The organism is Mucilaginibacter paludis DSM 18603, from assembly GCF_000166195.2.
GTDB lineage: Bacteria > Bacteroidota > Bacteroidia > Sphingobacteriales > Sphingobacteriaceae > Mucilaginibacter > Mucilaginibacter paludis.
In genome coordinates this window covers 7235628-7253931 of record NZ_CM001403.1, presented here as the reverse complement: position 1 = coordinate 7253931, position 18304 = coordinate 7235628, and the positions used below count along the sequence as shown (strand labels likewise).

Here is an 18304-nt window from a genome sequence, read left to right as displayed (position 1 = left end):
ACTAACTCAAAAACTTTCAATCTCCTTAAATTTGCAGCACAATAAATAGTTTGAAATTGATGCAAGCAGATACGATCAGCAGCATTCCAGTATCCAAAGTGCGGTTAACCATTGCTGGGTTTGTAGCTTTTACATTTATAGGTTATTTTAACATTGGCTTGCCTCTGGCGGTTTTGCCAATTTTCATCCACCACCAACTGGGTTATAGTACCATGGTAGCCGGCATTGTTATTAGCTTACAATACCTGACTACTTTTTTATCGCGTAGCTACGCAGGCAATATTGTAGATAAAAAAGGGCCCAAACCTGCTGTTTTATTAGGCATGCTCGGCTTTATGTTAAGCGGAATTTTGCTATTTATGGCTTATGGTTTAAAAAGCAACCCGGCTTTAAGCCTGGGGCTGCTAATCATCACCCGGCTGATGACGGGTTTTTCAGAAGGGCTCGTGGGCGCAAGTCCTATTAACTGGGCTTTGCTGGCCGTTGGCAACCAGTATACCAGCAAGGCTATCTCCTTTAACGGTGTAGCCAGTTATGGTGCTTTAGCTGTTGGGGCGCCTTTGGGTGTTATTTTACAGAATGCTTTCGGTATGGGCAGCATCGCTATACTCACCGTTCTTTTGGGCGCTCTGGGGCTTATTTATGCCAAAAGTAAAGTAGCGCTTGGTGGCCACAACAACGCGCCGCGACAATCGTATTTACAGGTACTTAAAAAAGTATCGCCATATGGCATCTGCCTTGCTTTGGGTGGCTTGGGTTTTGGTACCATCTCAACCTTTATCACGCTATATTATTCGTTTTTAAACTGGCAGGGCGCGGTATTGAGCCTATCAGTTTTCAGCATCCTGTTTGTGTTGGGCAGGGTTTTATTTTCGCGTTATATCGATATCTACGGCGGCATGAAAACGGCTATAGCCTGCCTTGGCCTGGAAGCAGCCGGCCTATTTGTACTTTGGCAAGCTCCCGTACCCGGTGTAGCACTACTCGGATCGGGCATTGCGGGCTTAGGTTTTTCATTGGTTTTTCCGGCACTGGGGGTTGAAGCTGTTAAGCGCTTGCCTGTTGCCAACCAGGGCTCTGCATTGGGTAACTACGGCTTATTTACTGATATGTCATTAGGTATTACCGGCCCCCTGGTGGGCGCCATAGCCACTCACCTTGGTATGCAATACATCTTCCCTTTCTGTATGGTTATGGCGATTAGCGGCGCTTTAATGGCTATGATGATTTATATACGGCGAAGGCCAGCTACTTTAACGGCAAAGTGAACCAAAATGAGCTCCCTTTTCCAATTTCGCTGTCCACACCGATTTTACCGTCGTGCTTTTTGATGATTTCTGAACTGATATATAGCCCAAGCCCTAAGCCAGAATACTGGCTGCCAGAACTGTTCACCCGGTAGTAGCGCTCAAATAAGTGCGGCAACATGTCGGCCGAAATACCTGGCCCCTTATCCGTTACCGAAACTTTCACACCACTTTTTATCTTCTCAATACTGATCACAATTTCTTTGGAATCCGGTGCATATTTGATGGCGTTATTTACAAAGTTGATCAATATCTGTTCAATACGATCTTCATCGGCAAACACTTCGAGCGTTCTGTCGCCTGCTGTCATCACTTTATAAAGGCCTTCTGCCCGCACATGCTGGCAACATTCATCTACCAGGGTTGCTATAACAAATTTGGTTTTATTTAAATGGAGCTGCCCCTGGTTTAACTTGCTCACATTAAGCAGGTCCATAATCAGGTTATTTACTTTATCCATACTTTTATTGGCCGCATCAATAAGTACAGGCAGCATTTTAGGCGAAGGGTTATCCTTCATCTTATCCAGTAACTGCAACGAGGCTTTCAAGGTGGTTATCGGAGTTTTAAGCTCATGGCTGGCAATACTCATAAAATCATCCTTTTGTTTTAACAGCGCTACGGTTGCCTCATCGTGTATCTTCTGTACGGTAATATCCAGCGATGTTCCCACAAAACGATAAGCCACTCCCTCAGCATTCAGGTAAGCCTTCCCTTTAAAGCTCAACCATTTTATCTTTTTATAATGGGTTTCCGCCGTGCGGAACTCCTGGTTATATTCACCATTTTTTTTACCCTTTAACGCTTGCGCCAAAGCTATTTGAACCCCTTCCCTATCATCCGGGTGAATCAATGTCATAAAGTTATCGTAGCTGATGGCATCCGCTACAACCAGGCCGAACATTTCACGGCAACGATTGTCCCATATCAGCTCTCCGGTTAAGGGGTTATAATCCCATGTCCCTAATCCTGCTGCTTCTACGGCCAGCTTCAGCCTCTCTTTACTTTCTTTAAACAGTACCTCAACCGCTGCAAGCCCATCTTCTACTTTCCGTTTGTCAGTAATATCATCAATAGATAAAAGGATCATTTGCTCACCGTTCACTTTTTCAAGCTGGCGCGCATTGAGGCGCATTACCTTGCGGCCAATATTCGGAAACAGGTGCGCCACTTCGTATTCAGCCACTACTTTCTTTTCAGGCAAAATGGCTTCCAATAGTTCACGCAGTGCTGGAATATCCCATTGCTGGTTACCCAGCTCGTAAAAATACTTTCCCTCGGTTTCTTTTTCGGTTACCTTAAATTTGGCATAAAAACCGCTGGTTGCCTTCAATACCTTTAAATTCTTATCCAGAATAATGAGCGGGTCGCCAATGGTATTGATTATTCCTTCTGTATAAGTGCGCGCGCTATCCAATTGCGCATTACGGTCAACCAATTCATTGTTTACAATATTGATTTCCTCGTTAGTACTCTGCAGCTCTTCTTTTGATGTTTCCAGTTCCTCATTGATGGTTTGCATCTCTTCGCTCCCCGAAAGCAGTTCCTGGTTGGCATCCTGTAGTTCTTCGTATACGGCTTCCTGTTCTTCGGTGATGGTAAGCATATCGGCACGGGCCTGCAGTAATTCTTTTTCCAGTTGCCCTATCCGGATATCCCTGCCATCATTAGCTATCTCCGGATAATCAATATCATCAACGGAGGGTACAGCAGGCTTGCTTGTTCTGCCGTTTTTAAACAGCACAAGAAAGTGCTGGGTTGCTGCTCCAGTTAAAGGAATTACTTCTATATCCACATATAACTGCCTGCTTTCCAATTGAAATAATATCTTTTCTTTACAAGCTTGTTCATTGGTCCGCTTAACCATGTGCAGCAAGTTGCGTAATTCAAAAGCTAAACCTTCCCGGGCCATTTTAAACAGGTTGAGGCTTGCCCTGCCGGCAGCAAGCGTGAGCCAGGTATCTGTTTTGCCGCGAAACTGGGTCACGTCGAAACTCTCGTTTACTAAAACTCCCGCCGGCGTATATTTTTTCAGGATGATTTCATCCGCTATTTTAAAGGCGTCTTTTTCGTTGGTTTTACTTTGTGCGCCTTTATCAATGTCCTTGAAATTTTGTTCACTACCCTGCGATGCAACTTGCATAAAACGCCCTCGCCCACCTTTTTTGCTGAAAATCTTTTCCTTGCTACCATAAGTGGTAAACAAATCGGTACTGTTGTTGATGCTTTCAGATTTGCCTAACATCAAAAAACCGTTCTCGCTTAAGGCATAATGAAAGGTGGTGAGCGCCTTTCTCTGCAATACGGGTTCCATATAGATCAAAACATTGCGGCAGCTTACCACATCCATTTTTGAAAATGGAGGATCTGTCAATAAGTTATGATGTGCAAATACACACATATCGCGAATGGTTTTGGCAACCTGGTAATTGCCCTGCTGTTTGGTAAAAAACTGCTGCAAACGCGATGCCGACAATCCCTCCAAATCCATCGGCCTGTAAATACCAGCTCTTGCCTTAGCTATAGCGGTTTCTGATATATCGGTGGCAAAAACCTGGATCTTGATGGCCGCTGCCTTATCTCCCATCAGCTCCTGCAGGCAAATAGCTATAGAATAAGCTTCTTCGCCGGTAGCACAACCGGCTATCCAGATACGAATTGCCTCATTTTCGGTTTTATGTGCTATCAGATCAGGAAAGATAGTTGTGCATAATAAATCAAAACTATCCTTATCCCGAAAAAAGTGGGTAACCGAAATAAGCATATCATTGTACAAAGCATCCTGCTCGGTTTTGTTTTCGCGCAGGTATTGCAGATAATCTGCCGGTTTGCCAATGCTGTTAAGTGCCATACGGCGAATAATGCGCCGCTTGAGGGTACTGGTTTTATAAAAGGTAAAGTCGACACCACGACGCACCTTTAACAACGTAAGTAACTGTTTGAAAATCTCCTCGTCGGTATCCGGCTTTGAGGATGAGCCATTTGAATGAAAGGGGTAGTTAATGGCTATTAAATGCCTGGCAATTTCTGCCGGGGGCAATACAAAGTCCACCGCCCCGGTACTGATGGCATTTTTAGGCATATCATCAAAAGCGGCTGTGGCTTTATCTTGAGCAAAGGTGATACCACCGTATGCTTTGATAGCCTGTAAACCTACCGTACCATCATTAAGCAAGCCCGAGAGAACGATACCTACCGCGTAGCTTTGGTGGATTACGGCCAGCGATGAAAAAAAAAGATCGATAATTTTTACTTTGTGGCGCTTATCATCCAGCGGTACAAGTTTGAGCACGCCATCAGTAGCAGTAACTATTTTATTGCTTGGGATGATGTATAAATTATCCGGCTCCAAATGGATATTATCTGTAATTTGATGAACTGGCATTTTTGCCGATTTCTGAAGGATTTCGGGCAAAAAACTTTCATGCGTAGGGCTTAAATGCTGCACAAATACATAAGCCATTCCTGATTTTTGGGGCACGGCCTGCAAAAATTGCCTTACCGCCTCCAATCCTCCGGCAGAAGCCCCGATCCCTACCACCGGGAATTGAATAGAAGATATTGTACCATCTGCTGGCGACGTAGTTTTTATCATTGCAACGGCTTAAAAATGAAAAACTAAGACGCAAGCCTCTTAATTATTATTAAAAAAACAGCGGTAATTCGACTTTAGGACGGAGTTATTTTAATGTTTTTAAAGGTAACTTATTTAATTAACATTATTACGCGGCAAATAAACCTCCGGCATCTTGGGAGAGTGTAAAAAATGCGGATTAAATTGGAACTAATTTACATACCTTGTTGTTTAGGCAAGGCATAAACGTATTCACTTTGTGCTTAGAAAAGCCTGATGGCTGATAAAAAACGGGTAAAGCAGCAAACAAAAAAGCATCCCCCGTGAGGATGCTTTTTTGTTTGCTAAGATATTTTTATTGTGTCCGCATAAACGCTATTGCCGGAAGCTCCAAAATATTTGGATACTGCCATTAACTTTGGCTAACCGGCGATAGGTTATGGCGAAACATTAGTCTAACACCAGTTCGCCAAGGGCTGCTTTGGTAAAGCCCTTTAACTCGCCTGTACGTCCTTCGTGAATTTTTTTCACCCAGTTTGGATCTGATAACAATGGCCGTCCAACACCAACCAGGTCAAAATCTCCGCGATCAAAACGGCGCATTAATTCGTCGAGCGAACTTGGTTCGGAGCTTGCTCCTGCAAAGGCGGCTAAAAACTCGCCGTTTAAACCTACCGAGCCAACGGTTATGGTTGCCTTACCGGTTATTTTTTTGGCCCATCCGGCAAAGTTAAGGTCAGAGCCATCAAACTCCGGCTCCCAGAAACGGCGCTGCGAGCAATGGAAAATATCTACCCCGGCATCGGACAGCGGGTTTAACCAAGCTTCCATTTCTTGTGGCGTTTTTGCCATTTGTAAAGTATAATCGGCAGGTTTCCATTGCGACAAGCGGATAATTACAGCAAAATCATCCCCTACCTGTTTACGGACTTCTTTGATCACCTCGGTGGCAAAGCGGCTACGTTCGGCCAGGGTTTTACCGCCATAAATATCGGTACGCTCGTTGGTGCCATCCCAAAAAAACTGGTCAACCAGGTAACCATGTGCGCCGTGAATTTCAACACAATCAAAACCTAAACGTTTGGCATCGGCAGCGGCACGGCCAAACGCGGCAATGGTATCAGCTATATCGCTTTCGGTCATGGTTTTGCCATTGTTAAAGCCGGGCTTGTTTAAACCGGACGGCCCCTCAAATGGTTCAGCGGGTAACCAGCCTGAGTGATGGTTGTTCATTACACCCATGTGCCAAATTTGTGGGCCCATGCTTCCGCCAGCGTCGTGCACGCTGCTGATTACGTTTTGCCAGCCTGCTAATGCTTTTTCGCCATAAAAATGAGGAATGTTAAAATCGTTAGAAGAAGAAACACGCTCGATAACCGTTCCTTCAGATAAGATTAAGCCCACCTCGCCTTCAGCGCGCTTACGGTAGTAAGCAGCAACATCTGCAGTAGGTATGCCTCCCGGAGAGAAGGAGCGCGTCATGGGCGCCATAACGATCCGGTTTTTTATATTCAATGATTTTAGCGCAAATGGCTTAAATAAACTATCAGTATTCATCGTTTTATATAAGTTAATTAAAGTTCTGTTTCAATCAATTTAATAAGCGCTGCAAACGCTTCCTCATTACGTTTATAGTAGGTCCACTGGCCTTTACGGGTGGAAGATACCAAGCCCGCCCGCTGCAAGCTTGTTAAATATTCGGACACGGTAGATTGTGTAAGCCCTGATTTATCGCAGATTCTGCCAACGCAAACACCATGTTCAAAGCCAGATGCCATCTGCTCCGGAAAATTCAACTCCGGATTTTTAAGCCAGCTTAAAATCTGGAGCCTGGTTTTATTGGAGAGCGCCTTGAAAATTTCTACCTGATCCATACAGCAAAGATATATCGACTTTTCCCGATATACCAATTAATAGAAAGGATATGACATTCGGTTGATAAGAAGCGGGATTTAATGTTAAGTGAAGAGTACTTAGTCCGGAGTTCTGAGTCTTGAGCCGGGAGTCTTGAGCCGGGAGTTCATTCGGAATTCACGGTTAAGTATTAATGACTTTGCCAAAATGATAACCGGCATTTTATCGTTACACGACACTGGCTTAAAAAGGATTTAAAAAGCGGTGATGAATAAAGCATTGGATGAACACCTCAATACTATCATGCTCTAAATTAAGATTATTGGGATGTTGATGATGAAAATAGCCTTGCACTGGTGTTTGTTTAAAACGTTAGGATTGTGGGTGAACACGATAGGCTTATTCTCCCTTGTACACTCCATATGGATATGATCCGGGGCATGAAATTTTCCTTTAGAAGACCCAATGAACGGCTTGGATATTATTATGATTAAACTCATTCACCCATTCTGGGGATAAGTTCATATCGATCAAATATTTTCATGCAATAGCAAGTGGCACCTCTATTTCTTCGGAGCGCCAGGCAGCATAAGCTAAAGTCTCGGTGATGTCTTGCTGTTGCAGATAGGGATACATTTTTAAAATATCGTCGGTACTCAATCCGGAAGCTAATAAACCAATTACTGTACCAACCGTCATTCTTAATCCCCTGATACAAGGTTTACCTCCCATAACAGCAGGGTCAAGTGTAATACGTTGTAAATTCTTCATGATATATCCCTCGTTTACCTTTATCAAAAATACAAGTTATAATTAAATTTCATGTTTCTCCAAAGCTTATTTCTGCACCGCCTTATAAGTATTAACATCAAACTTTTAAACCGCCAAATATGCTGAACATCATTACCAATAACACGATTAACGTAATGCCGATGTAAAGCCGGTCTTTTTCTAAAATAAAACCGATTAAGGAGAAAAATATCCGCAGTATGGGTGTAGCAATCAGCACCATAACGCCGAGCTCGATAATGCCTTTAGCCTTCAGATCCATCAGGCCGGCCCATATTTGGCGCCCTGTTGTGAAGCCTGCTTTTTCGCCGATGAACAGCTGGTAATGTGGTAGTGGCAAACTGCCCGACTGTACCAGGTACAGTATACCTCCGGCCAGTACAATAAAGCTGGAGAGCAGTACGCCCCAGCGCAGTTGGAGGCCGATAAATTGCTCAATATCATGATCGGCCAGGTGTTTTTTTGAATTGTTGGTTTTCATCGTATTAATACTGATTAAAATTTATGATTGTAGCCATTGTAAATCATCTCGACAGCAACAAAGGCGATAGCCGTGCAGAAGATATATTTTAGTATGCGGGCATCTATCCGTGGTAAAAGTTTTGAGCCGGTAAATGCACCGCCTAATACACCCAGCACTACCGGAAATGCAATACCCGCATCCATATATCCCCTTTGCAGGTAAACAACTGCGCTGGCCGCGGCGGTTACACCTATCATAAAATTACTGGTGGTTGTGCTCACTTTAAACGGGATGTGCATGGTTGAATCCATGGCCAGCACTTTAAGCGCGCCGGACCCGATGCCCAACAGTCCGGAAAATACGCCCGCCAGTGTCATGATCGAAAAACCGGCACCAACATTTTTTAAATGATAACTTACTTCGCCATCTTTAGTGGGGTAGGTACTATTGAGCTTAAGCTTGTTTGCAGCGGGGCTGCCCACCAGCAAAGCTTCCTGGTTCTTTTTACGGAGTGTCATAGCTGCCGAAAAAAGCAGGATACTGCCGAATAAGATGGCAATGGTATTGGTAGGTGTATACACCGCTATCAGCGCGCCTACAACCGCGCCTACCGTAGTTGCAATTTCAAGAAACATGCCCAGCCTGATGTTGGTGATACCCTCCTTTACATAAGCGCTGGCAGCGCCTGATGAGTTGGCGATAGAAGCGAGCAGGGCAGCGCCGATGGCATACCGGATATCAACGTGAAAAACCAATGTTAGCAAAGGGATAATAACTACGCCGCCGCCTAAGCCGGTGAGCGAGCCTACTAAGCCGGCCAGGTAGGCGCCTGCAAGTAATAGTAGAGTGAATGTAATGATAGTCATGATGTTAATAATTATTGTTCAAAATAGTGGTGATAATTTCGACGGCCTGTTTTGTCTTACGGGCGAGTATCGCTTTCAAAAGGTCTTCGTGCAGGTGATGGCTCATCGCAAAATGGGAGATTCCCTGCTGCTCGCGTTGCGAAAAAAACGAGCGGATAGTTTGCGTAAAATTTTGATATAAGCCCGCAAGCACACTATTGCCAGATGCTACGGCTATAGCCATATGGAAAGCAATATCGGCGTTAGCGCAGGCTGCCCTGTCTTCTGCCAATATAGCCTGCTTACGCACGGCCAATTGTTTTTCCATTTCGGTTGCGTCGCCGGGTGTGTGAAGCTCTGCGGCCAGTTTTACAATTTCCTGTTCCAGTAGCCTGCGCACGGCGTTAATTTCGTCAAAGCTTGCATTTTTTAAACGCTGCTCCATGGGGAGTTGATCGGCTTGCTCATTAATGTAAGTACCGTCGCCCTGCTTTACCTGCAGAACACCAGCCATAGCCAGACTTTTGATAGCCTCCCTTACGGATGATCGCCCAACTGTGTAAATTTTCATCAGCTCGGGCTCGGCGGGTATCTTATCCCCTGCCTTGTACTTATTTTCTTTGATATCCTGCCTTATCCTGGCAGCTACTATATCCGAAAGTTTTTCCTTTTTCATGAGCTTTAATTACGCTACAAACATACGATGTTGTTTTTAAACATCAGATGTTTAATTTAGAAATAAAAGGTCTTTACATTGACATGACATTGGTATATGGATAAGCGCTCAGGCTGTGCTTGACAATCGCTTGCATAGGACACACCCCTCCGCCCCTCTCGAGAGCATAGCCGTCAATTTAAGCGACTGTACTCATACATAATTGATTTTCAGTTATTTAATTTTTAGGCGCGGTTTGCCCGCATGGGCAAACCTATGTATTTTTACTCTCATATTTTTCGTTTTTTAAGGCGGGGAGGTTTAGATGGCCCCGCCTTTCTTATTTTTGTTTAACTATCTAAATATAGTATTTAAATATCTAATAATCAAATACTTATTACAATTTCTTCTATTTTTAACCTATGTTTTCTGTGCTCTTTTGAAAGGTGCTTTAAGTTTAATTTCTCCAACAGAGCTAACCACTTTGAGCATATCCCTAAAAGCTGCGCTCGCAATTCTTCTTTCGTAGAAGCGATTAGTCGATGCACCTTTAAAACACTAATTTGACCTATCTTACCGATAGCCATGCATATTTTCCAACTCAAAACTGCCCAGATCAACTTACTGTATAATATACTGGTTATACGATCCGAACTTCCTTTGGGGAACGTGTGTATCTTTAAAAACGACTTCCATGCTTTAAAAACCAATTCTATCTGCCATCGCAGGTGATATAACTTTTGGATCAATTCAGCGCTATATTTTTCGCTCACCAGGTTGGTAACAATAAAGTTAAACCCTGCCCGCTCTTTGAATCCCTTACTGGTGGTACTGCCTTTCTTTTTATTGTACTTTTCAGTATTGGCTATCCGCCTTGCCTTGAGCTCTTCACTTACCGGTTCTATTATTATCCTTACCGGCATCTTATCAGCTCCGATATATACCTGTTGATCAAATACGCCGGTTATGCCTTGTAGTTTCGACAACTCTAACTTTTGGTATTGGTCGTCCTTTAATAGATAAATCGTTGTTTTCGGACATAATTTATTAATAAAGAAAGCTTTGACTTTGTTAATATTGTTCATATAACTCAAGTGAGTGTAACCCAGATCTCTCATATATAATACCCCCGGCTGAATTGATGCCTTGTCCAGATGACTCTCACCCTGGTCATTTGCGTTGGCCGGAGTTACTTTGATATCGCTTTTACCACTTTTGATTTCAAATTCAAATTGTACAGATGCTCCCGCTTTCATCCCACTTCCTTTTGTTCCGGGGAATGTCTCTGCAATAACTTCCGGCAACGCGAAACGGGTAGAATCTTTGATACGGATCTCCAAGCCCTGTGTTTGCTCTTGCGGTAACTCAACTGCTATTAATTGCTCAAAAACGGCTTGTACAAACTTTGTCATATTGCTGTGATGTCTTTGATGCAATGCCTGCTTCGAAATATCAAGCCCATCCCTCCGCATTAACTGCATACTCATGCCGTTAAACGATTGATCTCCATCAAATAACGCCATATCCAATAGTTCCTTGCCTCCCACTTTTCGTTTGCGTTGTATAGCCTCTGTTTTACGGGCCAGGCCATCTAACACCGTTGGTTCAAATAGTTCCGAACTCATTCGCTCGAATAATGACTGCAATTTTGCAGTTCCGATTCTTGCTCTAAAAAAATTTTATCCCTTTTTTTTCTAAAGTTGACGGCTATGCTCTCGAGAGGGGAATCGCACAGGCCACCGCTTGCCTTTCATATTTAATTGATAATGATCGATTTTATCTTTCTATTATCTTGAGGGGAGTGGGTTTGGCTTGCAGCTGTAGGGGTGTATTTCCGCGCGCGACGAACTCTGCAACTCTCGCGTGAACAGCTTGACTAAACGGTAGTGATACCTATTTGTTTGTTAAGTATTGGGTCGGAAGTTTTGAAGATTGTTTCTACCGGCACCTCTAATTCATCTAAACCATGGTGATCAAGCAGGTTTTTTTGTTGGTTTACAAAATCTGTAATATCCTCAATGCTTTTAATTTTACTACTAAAAAACCGAAGCATTTCTCCTTTTAAGCCAAGCTGTATTGCCCGGCGTTCAACTTTATTGCCATAGGGGTCATGATCCGGGTCCCACTGTAGACGGACCTCTTTTAAGCTCAATTCATTTTTCCAATGATCGTGATCGCGATAGTATTGCGGGTTAAAGGATGAGAAAACCGCCTGACGAAGAATCTCCTCGAAATCCTTTTGAGCAATCCAGATCGCTAAAACACGTTCCTGGTTTTCCTTTTCGGCCCAACCACATCGATACATCATCCACAAAAAATTGGGCTTAATCCACGACATCCGCGTGAAGCTAAAATCGGGGCCACCCAAAAATTGATTGTCGACAGCGAATTTTGCAATACCAGGTTTATAGGCCTGGTAAACAACCATATCATTTCCGGTTTGATGGGCCAGGATGTGTTGCCCATTTTGAGGTAGCAGGGTTAAACTTTGTTTATATAAATGGAGGGACATATTCATATAAACCAAGGCAGTATTTCAACAGAAAAATAGGTATCCAAATCGTCCAGGTCTCCGCCCGCCGCGCACGCGGTGATATATGCCAACGCTTTATCTGATTCAACACCCGCCTCGCTTTTTAAAAATGCAATAGTTTTTTCCAAACCGGCAAAGGCAATTAACTGGATATCTAAACCACAATAAGTATCAAAGTCTACATTCTTAGCTTCCCAAATCTTCAGGCTATCTTCAATTTGTTGATGTATACCTAAAATATAACAAGCAAACATTAAATTCTCAACGGGCACCATTTCTTGGGGCGATTTCCTCAGAATTATAAACTCATTTAGCAAGGTCAACGCTAATTTCCGGTTGGGATTCTGCCTTAAATAATAAATCAAATTCTTTCGTAAGGCACCATCTTTCCGAATTGCAGTTATAGTTTCGGTATTTATCACACCTTCCAGACTAAAGTAGTCCAGCATTATTTCTATTGTCATTAATACAATATAAACAATTATTGACAATTACAAGCAGAAACATTAAACCGTGCTCTTTTCAGATTCATCTTCTGTGAACACCCTTACCTCTGGACTAACGCCCCTCACCTTGCCCATAGTGACTTTCATCAAATAGCAGATGCGCCCTGCTGGGGTACAAAAAAAGTCAGTCCTTTCCGACTGACTTGAATGAATGAATATTCTTAAGCCGGAACTTTATCTTTCTTTTCACGCTCCCAGAAACGATGTTGGGCTATAGCATGTATAAAATCTTTTGACAGATCGCCTTTGCCAATAATTACACCGGCTGTGGCATCACCTTTGCCTTTTTTAAGCTTAGGGCCTACATAAGTTTCGTTAATCAGATCGACACCATCTCCATCGGCTGCGATAGCTTTGCAGTGACGGTAGCTTTCGTTAATAAAGTGAATGGCATCAGCGTTATCTAACAAGCCTTTGGCGCCAGCTGGCACGTAAACAGCATCAAATACAACGGATGCGGCAGTTAAAAAGCTCATATCAACAGGTAATACACTGCCCTTGGCATCTTTGATGGCACCACCATGCGGAGCAATCAGCTTACATTGAGCACCATGGGCAAGCAGGGCTTCCTTCATGGTTTTCAAAGAGGCTCCATCTACACCATCGGCTGCTAAAATAGCTATCTGACGGGTTTTGATGGTATCCTTAGGCGAGTTAGCCATGCTTAGCGCCGGCGATTTGTCGATTTGCTTTTTAGGCTGATCCTGGTAATCTGCCGGGTTAGCATCTGCACCATAATTATGGTTTAGTGGTTCTTTAACCTCTGGCACTGCCATACCTAAGCCCTCGGCTACTTTTGCCGCTAATACCGTACTTACCTTAGCCAACATGCCGACAATTCTTTCGCGGATGGCAACGGTTTCTAATTTACCCAGTTCAAAACGCAAAGCATCGATGATATGATTTTGCTCCGGCTCAGACTGGCTATTAAAAAACAGTGTTGCCTGGCTAAAAAAGTCCATAAAGCTCTTGCTGCGTGCGCGCACTTTACGGGCATCAATTCTTTCTTCGTAAGATGTAAAACCGCCTTCGGCTATGCGGGCCTGTTGCGGAAAACCTGCACCTACTGTGTTAGGATGATAACTTGATTTGCCAACATTGATCTGCTGGCGCATATGGCCGTCGCGCTGGTTATTGTGTATTGGGTTGATAGAGCGGTTGATCGGAATTTCATGAAAATTAGGGCTACCTAAGCGGGATAGCTGGGTATCGGTATAGGAGAATAAACGGCCCTGCAATAAAGGATCGTTAGTAAAATCAATTCCGGGCACCAAATGGCCGGGATGGAATGCTACCTGCTCAGTTTCGGCAAAAAAGTTATCTACGTTGCGGTTAAGTGTCATTTTGCCTATACGCATCACCGGCACCAATTCTTCTGGTATCAGTTTAGTTGGGTCGAGCAAATCAAAGGGGTATTTGTGTTCATCTTCTTCGGGTATAATCTGTACGCCAAACTCCCATTCGGGGAAAGCGCCGCTTTCGATGGCTTCCCAAAGATCCTGGCGGTGAAAATCCGAATTTTTTCCGGAGATTTTCTGCGCTTCGTCCCAGGCAACAGCGTGCATGCCTAACAGCGGCTTCCAGTGAAACTTAACAAAGCAGGATTTGCCTTCGGCATTGATAAAACGGAAAGTATGGATCCCGAAACCTTCCATCATGCGTAAACTGCGGGGTAGCGCCCTGTCGGACATGGCCCACATAATCATGTGCATGGATTCGGGCGTAAGGGATATAAAATCCCAGAAAGTATCGTGAGCACTGGCAGCCTGCGGAATTTCGTTATGGGGTTCGGGCTTTACCGCGTGGATAAGATCCGGAAATTTAATGGCATCCTGGATAAAAAACACCGGTATGTTATTGCCCACAAAATCAAAGTTGCCTTCTTCGGTATAAAACTTAACGGCAAAACCGCGGACATCCCGGGCTAAATCGGTAGAGCCCCTAAAACCGGCTACCGTTGAAAAACGAACAAACACGGGTGTTTGCACCGACGGATCTTGCAGAAAACCCGCCTTGGTGTATTTAGCCATCGACTCATACACCTGGAAAACACCATGAGCACCTGAGCCCCGCGCGTGAACGATTCTTTCAGGAATACGTTCATGATCAAAATGGGTAATCTTTTCCCTCAGGATAAAATCTTCAAGTAACGTGGCTCCACGCTCACCGGCTTTAAGTGAGTTTGTATCATCATTGATTCGCAGGCCTTGGTCTGTCGTCAAGAACTCGTTCGCGCTATGCTCTCTGTCTGGAGCAAGATCGTCGAGTTTCTTATTCAAATTTTGGGGGTTATTATTTTTTTTTGCCATTATAGGTAGAATTGAGTAATGTATTCAAAACTCAATTAAAGCAATATTGTTTCGTTTTATGACAAATATTAAACTAACAATTGTAGCGCTTCATCGTTGCCCTGCAATCTTGCCATATCCATTACAGACTGGCCTCCCCTATTCAAAATATTTTTATCGGCACCTTTTGCCAATAAAAGCTTAACCATTTCGTTACGGCCAAACATGGCGGCAAACATCAGCGCTGTACCACCGTTGCCATGCTGCAAATCCAGGTCGGCACCAAAGGATATCAACAGCTCCGCAATATCCGGATAGCCTTTAAACGCTACGCCCATCAATGCGGTATTGCCGCCGCTATCCGCTCCGTTTACATCGGCGCCAGCCTTTAAGAGCAACTCGGCAGCGGCATACTGGTTGTTATAACAGGCAATAATTAAAGCGGTATAGCCTTTTTCGTCGCGGGTTTCCAGATCGGCCCCCTGGCGTATCAGCTCTGCTAAAACGGCTAATTCACCTTTACGGGCGGCAGGTATCAATAAATTATTGATGGGTATCATAGTGGTTTTTTTTATTCATAAAACGCCAAAACCAATAATTGTTTGCAATTAAGTTTAAGTTTTTGGGGATGCCGCTGGGCGCGCTTTTTTAATCACTTGCAGCGCCATGTGGCGTAAACGCTCATCACCTTTAACCATACTTTCAATAAGTAATTTCTTTTTTCGCAGGTATTCGGCAACCACCTGCCTTTCTTCATACTGTATCACTACCTGCATATTGTCAATCAGGTCGCAATACTTAATAGTTTGGGCAGCTGCGCTGATGGTTTGCAGGCGTATGGCTTCTTTTTCTTTACGGGCCTTTTTGCCCAGATGCGGATAGGCCGACGGTACGTATACATCTGTAAGCTCTGTTACGCTGTCGGCAATATAGCGTGCCTCGGCAATGCCATATCCAAAACCTGTTAGCGTTTCTACCAACTGGTTAGCAGTGGTATCTGTGTCTTCCAGCAGATCGTGACACAGGCCAATTTCATAGCCCATAAAAACTACCGGTTTTGCCATTTCGGCAACAGTTGCCAAATGGCTAAACACGGGTTGGCCGGTATACCTTTTTATCTGCCCGGTATGGTTCAACTCAACCCAATGCGCCAGTTGCTCCGTTCTGCTCATTTAATTTTATCCAGTTTAAGATAGCCTAAATAAATCTGATCTTCTTGCACATCATCAGCCGGGCTAATTAAAATATGGTACTTCTCTTTGAGCTCAGCAGCAAGAATATCTTCTATGCGGTAAATATCGTCGACATCGATACCATACTTTTCATCAATATGCGAACCGGCTCCTTTGATGGTATTAGTTTTAAAAAATGTTGTTTTCCTGGCGTGCTGGATAGCTTTTGTACGATCATCCTTAACGCTTAAAACAGTATAGTGCTGTTCTTCCAGTTTATTGGACTGATAGCCGCCCAGGTTAATAAAAAACAACTTTTTTGGCGTTGGCGGTAAATTATCCTGCTTTAAAACTATGCTAATGCTGTAGCCATCAACCTGATTTATTTCGCGCCATCCGTCAACATGGATGCTGTTACCGGCCTCTGGCCAAAATGAGCGCATGGCGGGTACCAGCTCCTTCAAAGTACGGGCAATGCCAAAAAAGTAATCATGCTGTTCCACATTTCTATGCGGCGCTTTTGAGCCCAGCAAAACCATAAATAATTTAAGCTCAGTTAACGGTTGAATATACATCTTCGGCTAATACGTTTTTAATGATAATGGATGAGGCTTCTTCACTGAAATCAAGACCGGAATAATCAGGATTATAGCCCCCTATATAAGGTACAGCCATCACATAAATCCTTTCGTTGTAAGCGCCATAGGCATCCACCGTTTGGAAACGATCATTGATGGCAATGCCCGAAACCTTCAGATAGTAATCGCCGTTAGCATCCTGTAAAACATCCTTCCCTTCTGCCAGGGCTTTAGTCGCTTCTTCTGCCGAGCGGAATTTGAGCCGGGCGGGTGTAACGGTTCTGTTGTTTATCAAGCTTTTAAACGGAAGATCGTTAAAGTCAAGTCGCGGCTGACCCACACAATCAATATAGGTATTAAAGTGAACAGACTGCTGGCCGGCTTCGTTGGTGTAATGGTAAGTGGCACCGCCCTTAGGCTCTGCCTCTACCCAACTATCATCCCCAACAGAAATAAGGCTTAATACGCCAGCAGAATGAAGGGCCAGCAACTCTTCGCTCGAGCTTTGCGGAATGTAGGCTATTACAATTGATATTAAAGGCGTAAGCGACTTCTGCAACCTCTGCATATCCTCGGCCGAGAGGTGCTTTGCCGGGTAGTTTAATGCGAAACTTAACACGCCCAACATTTCTTTCCAATAGATGGATTGTTTGCGCTTAATTGATTTTTCGGCTTCTGCATACTCGGCTTTTAATAATTGGAACGGATCCAGATGCTCACGCAGCTCAAGCATGGCAGATACAAAATCTTCCAGGCCAAGGTCTTTGATCTTGTCGTAAAACTCCGGCTCTTTTTCGCGAATGGGCAGTTTAAAATCTTTTTCGAAGATATAATCCAGCGATAAAAATCCATTGTTGGCTGCAATGTGTTTGGCAATTTCGTCCTTGCTTAACAATGACGTATTAACCAGGTGCGAATTATCAAGGTGAAACCTTACGGCAGGCAACATGCCGTTACGGGTATGCAATACAATTTTAAAATTAGCGCTATCAGGGTGCAGGTGGTATATCACCTGGCCGTTTTGGTGCTTCCCGAAACTTCCGTTATGGCGGGCCAGGGTACGTATGGCATCAACTGCCGTTAACGAAGAGCCCTTAATTGCCACAGCATGATCAAGTTTAAGGGCCAGTTTTACCGGCGGGTAGGGCGAATCAAAATAGTGAGGTACAATACCCTCGTTTTTAACAGGCCAGTTATGCCCGGTGCAAACAATTACGCGGTCAAACTCAAAACGTTCCTCGCCGTTTACCTCCACAAAAACTCGTTCGTTAGCGGCATCGTCTATAATATCGGTAACAGGGCTGTTATAGTGTACCCGGTATTCCAGCCCGGCTTCCCTGGCCTGCTTTTGCAACAGATCAAACTGGGCGGTAAGGTATTGGCCAAATAACAGGCGCGGTAATACTTTATAGTCGTTAAAATGCTTTGGATCGATATGGAATTTATCCAGCGTGTCTTTAGGTACCGTCGTGATCCAGTCTGCCAGCGAGGTAACCAACAAAGGAATCTCATTGCCAGAAACATTAGTAATATGCTCATCATTAGCTCCTTCGGCACTATAGGGCATCCCGGCGCCTAATCGCTTTTTGCGTTCAAAAACATCTACACTAATATCGCTTCTGTTAGCATCCACCCACCTTTTGAACATAAAAAGGCCACTTGGCCCACCGCCTAAAATGGCTATTCGTTTTGTATTTTTCAATTATTGAGCCCCCCCTTATTGATAGATTCTACGCATCA

General features: G+C 43.9%; 16 protein-coding genes. 1 reads left to right on the top strand and 15 read right to left on the bottom strand.

The genetic code is table 11. The features are described from left to right. Positions 1–59: 59 nt before the first annotated feature. Positions 60–1268 (top strand): MFS transporter, encoded by a 1209-nt coding sequence (locus MUCPA_RS30820; protein ID WP_008511872.1) that lies wholly within the window; start codon positions 60–62, stop codon positions 1266–1268. On the opposite strand, the gene MUCPA_RS30815 is transcribed toward MUCPA_RS30820, so the two are convergent. The 15 genes from MUCPA_RS30815 to MUCPA_RS30745 form a co-directional block, all read right to left on the bottom strand. Continuing rightward, on the bottom strand, positions 1249–4902 hold the full coding sequence (locus tag MUCPA_RS30815) for a CheR family methyltransferase (RefSeq protein WP_008511870.1): 3654 nt from the start codon (positions 4900–4902) through the stop codon (positions 1249–1251). The two genes, MUCPA_RS30820 and MUCPA_RS30815, sit on opposite strands and share 20 nt — an antisense overlap. 429 nt (positions 4903–5331) lie before the next feature. Next, the gene (locus MUCPA_RS30810; protein WP_008511868.1) at positions 5332–6438 is read right to left on the bottom strand and encodes an NADH:flavin oxidoreductase; all 1107 of its coding nucleotides are present in this window, start codon (positions 6436–6438) and stop codon (positions 5332–5334) included. A gap of 17 nt (positions 6439–6455) precedes the next feature. After that, on the bottom strand, positions 6456–6755 hold the full coding sequence (locus MUCPA_RS30805) for an ArsR/SmtB family transcription factor (RefSeq protein WP_008511867.1): 300 nt from the start codon (positions 6753–6755) through the stop codon (positions 6456–6458). A gap of 520 nt (positions 6756–7275) precedes the next feature. Beyond that, a complete protein-coding gene (locus tag MUCPA_RS30800; RefSeq protein ID WP_008511865.1) occupies positions 7276–7506 on the bottom strand; it encodes a DUF433 domain-containing protein in 231 nt (76 codons plus the stop codon). Positions 7507–7603: 97 nt separating this feature from the next. Beyond that, positions 7604–8005: a DUF1634 domain-containing protein gene (locus tag MUCPA_RS30795; RefSeq protein WP_008511863.1), complete on the bottom strand. Its 402-nt coding sequence runs from the start codon at positions 8003–8005 to the stop codon at positions 7604–7606. Positions 8006–8019: 14 nt separating this feature from the next. Then, the gene (locus tag MUCPA_RS30790) at positions 8020–8853 is read right to left on the bottom strand and encodes a sulfite exporter TauE/SafE family protein (protein WP_008511861.1); all 834 of its coding nucleotides are present in this window, start codon (positions 8851–8853) and stop codon (positions 8020–8022) included. Positions 8854–8857: 4 nt separating this feature from the next. Beyond that, positions 8858–9508: a FadR/GntR family transcriptional regulator gene (locus MUCPA_RS30785; RefSeq protein ID WP_008511859.1), complete on the bottom strand. Its 651-nt coding sequence runs from the start codon at positions 9506–9508 to the stop codon at positions 8858–8860. A gap of 365 nt (positions 9509–9873) precedes the next feature. Further along, positions 9874–11112, bottom strand: a complete 1239-nt coding sequence (locus MUCPA_RS30780) for an IS4 family transposase (protein ID WP_008503844.1) — start codon at positions 11110–11112, stop codon at positions 9874–9876. A 251-nt stretch (positions 11113–11363) separates the two neighbouring features. After that, positions 11364–11999, bottom strand: a complete 636-nt coding sequence (locus MUCPA_RS30775) for a DUF4291 domain-containing protein (protein ID WP_008511857.1) — start codon at positions 11997–11999, stop codon at positions 11364–11366. A gap of 2 nt (positions 12000–12001) precedes the next feature. Then, on the bottom strand, positions 12002–12484 hold the full coding sequence (locus MUCPA_RS36545) for a hypothetical protein (RefSeq protein ID WP_008511855.1): 483 nt from the start codon (positions 12482–12484) through the stop codon (positions 12002–12004). 203 nt (positions 12485–12687) lie between these two features. Beyond that, positions 12688–14835: a catalase gene (locus MUCPA_RS30765; RefSeq protein ID WP_008511854.1), complete on the bottom strand. Its 2148-nt coding sequence runs from the start codon at positions 14833–14835 to the stop codon at positions 12688–12690. 68 nt (positions 14836–14903) lie between these two features. Then, positions 14904–15374, bottom strand: a complete 471-nt coding sequence (locus tag MUCPA_RS30760; RefSeq protein ID WP_008511852.1) for an ankyrin repeat domain-containing protein — start codon at positions 15372–15374, stop codon at positions 14904–14906. Between the two features lie 54 nt (positions 15375–15428). Next, a complete protein-coding gene (locus MUCPA_RS30755; RefSeq protein WP_008511850.1) occupies positions 15429–15986 on the bottom strand; it encodes a metal-dependent phosphohydrolase in 558 nt (185 codons plus the stop codon). Further along, on the bottom strand, positions 15983–16561 hold the full coding sequence (locus MUCPA_RS30750) for a DUF1543 domain-containing protein (protein ID WP_008511848.1): 579 nt from the start codon (positions 16559–16561) through the stop codon (positions 15983–15985). Before MUCPA_RS30750 ends, MUCPA_RS30755 begins: the two co-directional genes overlap by 4 nt. After that, positions 16539–18266, bottom strand: coding sequence for an FAD/NAD(P)-binding protein (locus MUCPA_RS30745; protein WP_008511847.1), 1728 nt, complete (start codon positions 18264–18266; stop codon positions 16539–16541). The genes MUCPA_RS30750 and MUCPA_RS30745 overlap by 23 nt, the downstream gene beginning before the upstream one ends. Positions 18267–18304 lie beyond the last annotated feature (38 nt).